This is a genomic window from Paraburkholderia bengalensis (assembly GCF_037126505.1).
GTDB classification, from domain to species: domain Bacteria; phylum Pseudomonadota; class Gammaproteobacteria; order Burkholderiales; family Burkholderiaceae; genus Paraburkholderia; species Paraburkholderia bengalensis.
Genome location: NZ_JACFYJ010000182.1, coordinates 1 through 6,956, shown reverse-complemented (window position 1 = coordinate 6,956; position 6,956 = coordinate 1). Strand labels below are relative to the sequence as shown.

Below are 6,956 nucleotides of genomic sequence, written 5' to 3'. Positions count from 1 at the left end.
CCTCCCGCTTCCCGCTTCCCGCTTCCCGCTTCCGCTTCCCGCGCTTCCCGCCTTCCCGCCTTCCCGCGCTCTCCGCCTTCCCGCCTTCCCGCCTTCCCCACTTTCCTCACCTTCCCCGCGCGCTCCGACGCCACGCGCTGTCGCACGGGCGCCTCGCGCGCCGCCCGCCTGCGCGGGGCCGCGCCCTCAAGTTCCCTTTCAATGCGCCGATAAACACTCGTGGTCCGTGAACCAGGCAGCGTCTTCGGACGCCGCGCCTGCAAGCCGGACAGAACCGCGCCGACACTGGCGCCGGGAGTGCACGCGCGCGCACGCAGGCGCGCGGCACCGGGCGAAAGCCCCCCGGCGAACCGGCGCGGTCGACGAAACGGGATAAGACATGGGTCAAATAACCCTCAACATCAAGGACGAAACGCTCGCCTCCTTGCGAAAGGACTTCGACGCATTCGTGCGGGTCTCGCTGAAGCTGGACCCGCAGTTCGCGACGCCGTCGTTCGAGGATTTTCTGCGCGCGAAGCTCCTCGACAACATGGTGCCGCTGACCGAGCACGCCGTGCAGCGGATGCTGCAGGGCGGACAGTACGCATGGGCGAAGCGCACGCTGGACAAGGAGTTTCCGGACGTCGTCGCGATCCTGATGAAGCAGGCCAACGAGTTCGGCTTCGGCTTTGCTGCCCGCTCCGAGTGGACGCCGGAAGAACTCGCGAAGCAAAGCCGCGAATGGGCAGCCGCGATCGTCAAGGAAGCGGAAGGCGCGCCGTCGCTGGTCGACCCACTGGCGGCGCAGATCAAGTCGGCGGCGCAGGATATCCAGGCGCTCGAGGAAGTGATGCAAACGCCCGCGTGGCGTCTGGCCGAATCGCTGCGTCAACGGGTGTACGAGGCGAAGGTGGCGTGCGAGACGAGTGTCGGCAGCGCAGCGCGCGAAAAGCTCGGCGAACTGCGCGGCCTGCTGCGTCTGGGCATCTCGCATGGCTCGTTCCAGAAGCAGGAAGCCCAGCAGATCATGGAGTATCTGCGCCTGTTGAAGCCGGAGATTTTCGTCGAGGAGCCGTACGACGTGTTCACGCGCCTGGCCGCCTGGCTGCGCAACTTCTTCATGCCGCCGCCCAGGCCGCAACAGCACCCGCAGCAGCGGCAATCGCGCTAGTCCGCACGGGCGTCGCCACGGACGGCGGCGCCTAACGCGCGGCACTTTCCCTTAGACTTCGCCCGATCGTGGCAAGCTCAGTCCCACATCTTTCTGAGCCTGGCCGCGATTTCGACTTTGGCGTGCGCGGCGGCGGCGAGCCCGGCTGCCGTCGGCGCCGTGACGACGGGCGCGGGCGGCCAGGCATGCGAATCGAACAGCGGCAGCAGATGCGGCGGGATGAAGCGCGTGCGCGACGCCCACACATGGCGGTCGCCGAGCTGCGTCTGGTTGTGCACGTAGAAGCGCTGCGGCATCACGATATGCAGTTCCTCCTTCGCGCGTGTCATCGCGACGTAGAGCAGGCGCCGCTCCTCGTCGATTTCCGCTTCGCTGCCCGTGCCCAGATCGGATGGAATGCAGCCGTCGACGCCATTGAGCACGAACACGTTGCGCCATTCCTGTCCCTTCGCCGAATGGATTGTCGACAGGATCAGGTAGTCCTCGTCGATCAGCGGGACACCGGATTCGTCGCTGGTGGCGTCGGGGGGATCGAGCGTCAGCTCCGTCAGGAAGCGCTCGCGCGACGCGTAGGTGCCCGCGATGCTCTCCATCTGCACGAGATCGGCCTGGCGGATCACCGCGTCCTCGTGATTGCGCTCGAGATGCGGCTCGTACCAGCGACGCACCATCTCGAACTCGGCGGGCCAACGCGTCTGACGCCCGCATACGGACGACATCAGCGCGACGAACGGATGCCAGTCTTCGAGCGCGCGCGCCGGCGGCGCGAACGCGGCGAGCGCGCCTGCCGTGCAGTTCGACGCGGCATGCGCGGCCTCCCGCGCGCCGCCGCTCAATCCGTCGACACTGGCGCGCGCGGCGATATCGTCGAGCACGCGCGCGGCCGTCGCGGGCCCGACGCCCGGCAGCAGTTGCACGACGCGAAAACCCGCGACGCGGTCGCGCGGGTTCTCCGCCCAGCGCAGCACGGCGAGCACGTCCTTCACGTGGACGGAATCGAGAAACTTCAGGCCGCCGAACTTCACGAAGGGGATGTTGCGGCGCGTCAGCTCGATCTCGAGCGTCGCGCTGTGATGCGCAGCGCGAAACAGCACCGCTTGTGATTTCAGCTTCATCCCGGCCTCGCGCGCGGCCAGCACCTGCTCGACGATGTAGCGCGCCTGATCGGCGTCGTCGGCCACCGTCACGAGATGCGGGCGCTGCGCCGATGCCCTGTCGGTCCACAGGTTCTTGGTATAGCGCTCCGCCGCGAGGCCGATCACGGCGTTCGACGCTTCGAGAATGGGCTGCGTGGAGCGGTAGTTCTGTTCGAGCGTGACCTGCTTCGCGGGTGGATCGAAGTGGGCGGGGAAGTCGAGAATATTGCGCACCGTCGCGCCGCGAAACGAATAAATGGACTGCGCGTCGTCGCCGACTACCGTGAGGCCGCGTCCGTCGGGCTTCAACGCGAGCAGGATCGAAGCCTGCAGCCGGTTGGTGTCCTGATATTCGTCGACGAGCACGTGATCGAAGCGGCCCGACAGATCGGCGGCAATCGCGGGCTCGGCGGCCATGTGCGACCAGTACAGCAGCAAGTCGTCATAGTCGAGCACGCTCTGCTTCTGCTTCGCGTCGACATACGCGGCGAACAGCGCGCGCAGATCGGCTTCCCATTCGCGGCACCACGCAAACGCGCCGTCGAGCACGTCCGCCAGCGACGCGCCCGTGTTCACGACGCGCGAATAGATCGAAAAGCACGCCGTCTTCGACGGGAAGCGCTTTTCCTTCGCCGAAAAGCCGAGTTCGTGGCGCACGAGGTTCATCAGATCGGCGGAGTCTTCGCGGTCGTTGATGGTGAAGCTGGGCGCGAGACCGATCAGGTCGGCGTATTCGCGCAACAGCCGCGCGCCGACGCTATGAAACGTACCGGACCACGTGAGCCCTTGCGCAAGCGCCGCGCGCGAGCCGAGCGCCGCCCCTGCGATGCGCGTGACGCGCCGGGTCATTTCGAGCGCGGCGCGGCGCGAAAACGTCAGCAGCAGAATGCGGTGCGGATCGACCCCGTTGACGACCAGATTCGCGACGCGATGCGCGAGCGTGTTCGTCTTGCCGGAACCCGCGCCCGCGATGACCAGCAATGCGCCAGGCGGACGGGTGAGGTCGTTTGCGCCGTAGTCGACCGCTTCGCGCTGCGCGGCATTGAGCTTCGCGAGCCAATCGGCGGCGGCCGGCGGGGAAGACGGGGTATCGGCGACGGAAAGCACGATCGGCGGGTCGAAGAGTGAAGGCGACGCATACTGTATATCCATACAACCCGCGACGACAAGCGCCCCATTTTCGGCGCGCATGAACCCCATGAAGAGGCTCATGCGAGACGTGACGCGCTACGCAGCGCGCAAAAAAGCCCGGCTTGTCACCGGGCTTTTGTGCCACACGGCGCGGCACCGTCGTGCAGGCCGCGCAATGAACACTTATTGCGACTTTGCGTCCTTCACCTTGGCTTCGGCGTTCGCCTTGTCGGCATCGGCCTGCGCCTCGGTCTTCTTCTTGTCGGCCTTGGCCTGTGCGACGTCCGCCTTCTTGTTGGCCTTCGCCTGCTCCTTCGCGGCCTTGCTGTCGGCGTGCGTCATGGGCTCCGTGGCCGGGTCATGCGTCTGGGCGACCGCGAGTGTCGTCATGCTGCCCGCGATCAGGCCAGCGCACAGCATGCCCAGCGTCCTGTTGACGGTGTTGTTGGTGTTCATGTTGTCCTCCCTGTTATCCGATGTTGATGAGCGTCGGATGCTTCCATGCGATTGCGATTGATGTGCGATTTGCGACTTGCGATTGCGCGCGTCAGTTGTGCGCTTCGCCCGATGCCGCCGCGCCCGTGGGCTGGCCCTGCATGTCGGCCTTCAGCTCGTTCGACGCAGCCGCCTTGTCGGCCTGCCGGTTCACCTTGGCGCCGCGGACCTGCTCGTTGTAGGTGTCCTTCGCCGCCTTTTGCTGCTCCTTCAACTGCTCCTTCGACATCTTCTTTTGCGCGCGATATTCCGCGTTCGCCTTTGCGTCGGCGTTGCGCTTCTGCACGAGCGGGTCCGTCGAGCCGGACGCGGTCAGGTTCTGCGGCGCGGGTGCAGGCATCTGGACGCCTTGCGCGGCGGGCGCCTGCGCAGGAGCCTGGGTCTGAACCTGGGCCTGGGCGGACATGTCCGCGGCAGGCTGCGCGCTCGTCTGGGCAAATGCGGCCGTCGACGCAACCGCAGTCAGGGCACTACCGATCAGGAGCTTACGAAGCTGGTTCATGGCAATCCTCTCTGAAGTTTGTCGGTGTCGGCGCGTGGTCGGGGACGGGGCGGTTGCCGACCCTCGCCGGCTGCGCCGCACCTCGTTCACGCTGCCCGCTTGCCGCAAAAATGCAGCAGGCTATTCCACAGACCGGGCCTTTGCGAGTGGAGTTCGCCACAAAAGCTGACTGTTACTCACCGTTTCATTTCCTGACAACTGAATAACATCTGCTTGCAAATACCGACTGGGTTGCCGCGCGCAGCCGCATTTCCGCGCTTCAGGGCCGCGCGATGGCTTATCATGCGAGTCGCTTTTCACGACCGCCGACGCATGCGTCGCTTTGCAACTGCCATGCCCAATCTCGATTTCACCCTGACCGGCGATTACGTCGAACTCCACAATCTGTTGAAGATCACGGGCCTCGCCGACAGCGGCGGCTCGGCGAAAGTCATCGTCGCTTCGGGCGCCGTCACCGTCGACGGCCAGGTCGAAACGCGCAAAACGTGCAAGATCCGCGCGGGACAAGTCGTGCTGCTCGGCGACACGCGCATCGCCGTCCACGAGTCGCCCAGCTGACGCACGGGCGCCTTCGCTGCTCGCCCGAAATACGTCCTGCATCGGGCTCGACGCGCGGCATGCCTAATCCCGCACCAAAAATGTGCCTGTTGATCGACAGCGCCGCTTTCCCGCAATAAGCTGTCCGCCTGGACAGAAAAAATAACGGCGCGCGCCCGCCATGCCCGCGCATGTCGCCCTTTGCGCCCCGAGCGCTTCGAACAATGAATCCGACCGGAATGTCCCGCACATTGAGCGGGCCGCCCACACTTTCGCGTCACGCCGCCGATACCGCGCGTCTCGCCGCCCCGCTCGCCATCGCGCAGTTGTCGCAAATGGCGATGAGCGTCACCGACACCGTGCTGCTCGGCTCGCTCGGCCCCGACGCGCTCGCCGCGGGCGGCCTCGGCGCGAACCTGTTTTTCGTCGTCGTGACGCTGCTGCAAGGCGTGCTGACGTCCGTCAGCGTGAGCGTGTCGCATGCGCGCGGCGCACAGGCCGAGCATCGCGTGCCGCACATCTACTGGACGGGCTTCGTGCTGTCACTGCTGCTGTCGGTGCCGGCGTTCGTACTGCTGTCGTTCGCGGCGCCCATCCTGACCACCTTCGGCGAGCCAGCGCTGCTCGCGCACAATGTTGGCGAGTACTGCGCCGTGTTGCGCTGGGCAGCGCCCGGCAGCCTGATCGGGATCGGACTGATGCGCTCGTTCCTGCCCGCGATCGGCGCGGCGCGGCGGCTACTGTGGGTGTCGATCGGCGGCGTGTTCGTCAATGCGTTTCTGAATTACGGGCTGATTCACGGCGCGTATGGCTTGCCCAGGCTGGGCTTTCTCGGCTCCGCGGGCGCGACGACGTTCACCGTCTGGCTCACGGCGCTCACGCTGATGGCGCTGCTGCACCTGCGGCCGCGCTTTCGGCACTTCGTGACAGCCACCCGCCCCGACGTGCCGCTGATGGGCGAACTGTTCGGCATCGGCTGGCCGGTGGCGATCACGTATGGCGTCGAATCGACGCTGTTTCTCGCGACGGGGCTGATGGTCGGCCTGCTCGGCGAGTCGCAGCTGGCGGCACATCAGATCGCGCTGAATGTCGCGTCGGTGGCGTTCATGGTGCCGCTCGCGATCGGCCAGGCGGCGAACGTGCGCGTCGGCTTCTGGTCGGGCGCCGGACAGCCGCTGGCCGCGCGCCATGCGGGCTTCGTCGCGCTCGGCCTGGGCGTCGCGTTCATGAGCCTGTCGGGGCTGCTGCTGATCACCGCGCCGCGCTTCATCGTCGGCTTGTATCTGCATCTCGATGATCCCGCCAACGCGCCGACCGTCGCGCTCGCCAGCTCGCTGCTGGGCGTGGCCGCGATTTTTCAGATCGTCGACGGGATGCAGACGGTCGGCTCGGGTTGCCTGCGCGGATTGAAGGACACCCGGGTGCCGATGATCGCCGCCGCGTTCGGGTATTGGGGTATCGGCTTTCCGACGGGCTATACGCTCGCGTTTCATTTCGGGCTGGGCGCGCGCGGACTGTGGTGGGGACTGGCAGCGGGGCTCGCCAGCGTTGCGCTGTTGATGACGCTGCGCTTTCACAAGAAGAGCAGCTGAGCTGATTTTTTGCACGCGCGCGCGGCGTTGGCCAGCGTTGGCATTGCGCGGGCATCATCGCCGCGCATCCGCGTCGCCGCTTCACGGTTCGCTCTTGGTCCTTCCCGGCAATACACGGCAATACACGGCAATAGACGGCAATACACAGCAATACCCGGCCATACCCGGCCATACCGCCTCACATTCAGGCACGCTCGTTGCAGTATCGAAGGCGGGACTCTTCGGCCCACCTCGATGTTTGTCCGTAGAATTCCCCCGTCGATAGACGGCGCGCCATGTGGGAGAGCCGCGCCGCTCAATTGGAGGAACAAGCGGCGCCCAAGTCACCCGCATGTGCCGGCAGATCAGTCTGGATCGCGTGATAGTAGTCGACGACGAGGTCCATCGACCCGACCACATTGAAGGCGGCGACG

At 66.1% G+C, this 6,956-nt stretch carries 6 protein-coding genes; 3 read left to right on the top strand and 3 right to left on the bottom strand.

Annotated features, from left to right (window positions below; genetic code table 11):
- The first annotated feature begins 379 nt into the window (after nt 1-379).
- A complete protein-coding gene (locus tag H3V53_RS41945) occupies nt 380-1,150 on the top strand; it encodes a DUF4088 family protein (RefSeq protein ID WP_054925029.1) in 771 nt (256 codons plus the stop codon).
- 77 nt (nt 1,151-1,227) lie between these two features.
- Here the strand turns inward: H3V53_RS41945 and H3V53_RS41940 are convergent, their stop codons facing one another.
- From H3V53_RS41940 to H3V53_RS41930, 3 genes are all read right to left on the bottom strand, one after another.
- Entirely contained in the window at nt 1,228-3,438 is a 2,211-nt protein-coding gene (locus H3V53_RS41940) for an ATP-dependent helicase (RefSeq protein WP_336602860.1), read from the bottom strand.
- A gap of 162 nt (nt 3,439-3,600) precedes the next feature.
- A complete protein-coding gene (locus H3V53_RS41935) occupies nt 3,601-3,873 on the bottom strand; it encodes a hypothetical protein (RefSeq protein WP_336602859.1) in 273 nt (90 codons plus the stop codon).
- 91 nt (nt 3,874-3,964) lie between these two features.
- The gene (locus H3V53_RS41930; RefSeq protein ID WP_336602858.1) at nt 3,965-4,414 is read right to left on the bottom strand and encodes a hypothetical protein; all 450 of its coding nucleotides are present in this window, start codon (nt 4,412-4,414) and stop codon (nt 3,965-3,967) included.
- 333 nt (nt 4,415-4,747) lie between these two features.
- Between H3V53_RS41930 and H3V53_RS41925 the strand changes: the two genes are divergently transcribed.
- Together H3V53_RS41925 and H3V53_RS41920 are read left to right on the top strand one after the other, a co-directional pair.
- A complete protein-coding gene (locus H3V53_RS41925) occupies nt 4,748-4,972 on the top strand; it encodes an RNA-binding S4 domain-containing protein (protein WP_054925033.1) in 225 nt (74 codons plus the stop codon).
- Between the two features lie 203 nt (nt 4,973-5,175).
- Entirely contained in the window at nt 5,176-6,543 is a 1,368-nt protein-coding gene (locus H3V53_RS41920; protein ID WP_336602857.1) for an MATE family efflux transporter, read from the top strand.
- Nucleotides 6,544-6,956: the final 413 nt, after the last annotated feature.

Bases quoted from the DNA above. Each gene is read 5' to 3' on its own strand.
- H3V53_RS41925 (WP_054925033.1), top strand. From the start codon at position 4,748: ATGCCCAATCTCGATTTCACCCTGACCGGCGATTACGTCGAACTCCAC.
- H3V53_RS41945 (WP_054925029.1), top strand. From the start codon at position 380: ATGGGTCAAATAACCCTCAACATCAAGGACGAAACGCTCGCCTCCTTG.
- H3V53_RS41940 (WP_336602860.1), bottom strand. From the start codon at position 3,438: ATGGATATACAGTATGCGTCGCCTTCACTCTTCGACCCGCCGATCGTG.
- H3V53_RS41920 (WP_336602857.1), top strand. From the start codon at position 5,176: ATGAATCCGACCGGAATGTCCCGCACATTGAGCGGGCCGCCCACACTT.
- H3V53_RS41930 (WP_336602858.1), bottom strand. From the start codon at position 4,414: ATGAACCAGCTTCGTAAGCTCCTGATCGGTAGTGCCCTGACTGCGGTT.
- H3V53_RS41935 (WP_336602859.1), bottom strand. From the start codon at position 3,873: ATGAACACCAACAACACCGTCAACAGGACGCTGGGCATGCTGTGCGCT.